At 69.7% G+C, this 2,156-nt stretch carries 1 protein-coding gene and 1 pseudogene; one reads left to right on the forward strand and one right to left on the reverse strand.

What is annotated here, in order from left to right:
* A partial coding sequence (locus ABZ646_RS45510) for a beta-galactosidase (protein WP_360533365.1) occupies positions 1–1,542 on the reverse strand: 1,542 nt, incomplete at its 3' end.
* 238 nt (positions 1,543–1,780) lie between these two features.
* Between ABZ646_RS45510 and ABZ646_RS45515 the strand changes: the two are divergent.
* Positions 1,781–2,156, forward strand: a pseudogene (locus tag ABZ646_RS45515) (sugar ABC transporter substrate-binding protein); the annotation flags it as partial.

Genomic DNA, 2,156 nt, shown 5'->3' on the forward strand with positions numbered 1-2,156 from the left:
GCCCAGGGTCTCGCGCAGGGAGCCCGGGTAGGCGCCCTCGTGGACGGCGTCGTGCTCGTCGACGATCCCGGAGAAGTACGACACGACGAGGGTGCCGCCGTTCTCGACGTACTCCCTGAGGTTGTTCCCGGCCGCCTCGGTCATCAGGTACAGGGCCGGTACGACGACAAGGGGATAGGCCGACAAGTCGCTTTCCGGATGGGCGAAGTCGACGGTGAGGTGGCGGTCGTAGAGGGCCTCGTAGAAGGCGTCGGCGCGCTCCCGCGGGTCGTGGTCCTCGCTGGGGCGCCACTGGAGGTTCTGCGCCCACCAGGACTGCCAGTCCCACAGGACCGCCACGTCGGCCCGGGTGCGGGTGCCCTTGATCGGGGTCAGCGAGTCGAGGGAGGCGCCCAGTTCGACCACCTCACGCCAGACCCGGGTCCCGGTACCGCCGTGCGGGAGCATCGCGGAGTGGAACTTCTCGGCCCCGCGCCGGGACTGCCGCCACTGGAAGAACATCGCGCCGTCCGAGCCGCGGGCCACGTGGGCGAGGGAGTTGCGGGCCATCTGGCCGGGCGCCTTGGCCGGGTTGCGGGGCTGCCAGTTGACGCCCGACGTGGAGTGCTCCAGGAGCAGCCAGGGGGCGCCGGCGGCGACGGACCGGGTGAGGTCGGCGGCCATGGCGAGGTTGACGTGGGTACGGCGGCCGTCGGTGATCAGGTAGTGGTCGTTGGTGACCAGGTCGACCTCGCGGCCCCAGGCCCAGTAGTCCATCGAGTCGCACTGGCTGAGGGCGGTCATGAAGTTGGTGGTCACCGGGACGCCGGGCGAGAGGCGGTGCAGGATGTCCCGCTCCATCCGGAAGTTCTCGCGGATGGTGGCGTCGGCGAACCGCTTGTAGTCGAGGGCCTGGCCCGGGTTGCCGACGGTCGGGGTGGCGCGCGGGGGGTTGATCTGCCCGAGGTCCGTGTAGTGCTGGCCCCAGAAGGCCGTGCCCCAGGCCGCGTTGACCGCGTCGACCGTGCCGTACGTGTCCGCGAGCCAGCGGCGGAAGTGCGCGGCACAGGAGTCGCAGTAGCAGGCCGAGACGGGGACGCCGTACTCGTTGTGGACGTGCCACAGCGCGAGGGCCGGGTGGCCGCCGTACCGCTCGGCGAGCTTCGTGGTGATGGCGGCGGCGGCCGTGCGGTAGTCGGCGTTGGAGTGGCAGACGGCGCCGCGGGAGCCGAACTCGTGGCGCATGCCCTCGGCGGTGACCGGCAGGGCCTCGGGGTGCGCCCGGTAGAACCAGGCGGGCGGCACCACGGTGGGCGTGCCGAGGTCGACGCGGATGCCGTTCTCGTGCAGCAGGCCGAGGACCCGGTCGAGCCAGCCGAAGTCGTACTCCCCCGGCGCCGGCTCCAGCAGGGCCCAGGAGAAGATCCCGACGCTCACCATCGTGACCCCGGCCTCGCGCATCAGCCGGACGTCCTCCTGCCAGACGCTTTCCGGCCACTGCTCGGGGTTGTAGTCCCCACCGAAGGCGAGCCTGGTGAGGCCCCTGGGGCTGGTGTCCGGCATGGATCTCTCCCGTTTAATCGATCATTTGGGAACGTGCACACACATCGTCGGCTGCGTGGGCCCAACATAACCGCACAGCAACAACCATTGACAAGTGTCCGGGATGTTTCTCTACTGTGAACGCTCACAGAGCATGGCACGGACTCGCGTCGAGCGATGATCCGGGCCTGAGAACGCTCACAGCATCTGCATGGCAGGTTCCCGCGACGGGCGGGGACCCAGGTCAGGGGAGAGATCCATGCCGCACACGAAGCGCCGCCGCCTCGTGACAACCGCCGTCGCCGTCTCGCTCGGCGCCACCGCCCTCGCCGCCTGCGGCTCGTCCGACGACGGCGGCAAGGCCGACTCCGGCCCGGTCTCGCTGACGTACTGGGCCTGGGCGCCCGGTATGGACAAGGTCGTCGATCTCTGGAACAAGGGCGAGGGCAAGAAGGACCAGATCACCGTCACGGTGAAGAAGCAGGCGTCCGGCGACACGCTGGTCACCAAGATCCTCACCGCGCACAAGGCGAAGAACGGTCCCGACCTGGTGCAGGCCGAGTACCAGGCACTGCCGACCCTGGTCAGCAACAACGCGGTCGCCGACATATCCAAGTCGGTCGGGGACGCCAGGT

The sequence above is a fragment of the Streptomyces sp. NPDC007162 genome, assembly GCF_040634175.1.
GTDB lineage: Bacteria > Actinomycetota > Actinomycetes > Streptomycetales > Streptomycetaceae > Streptomyces.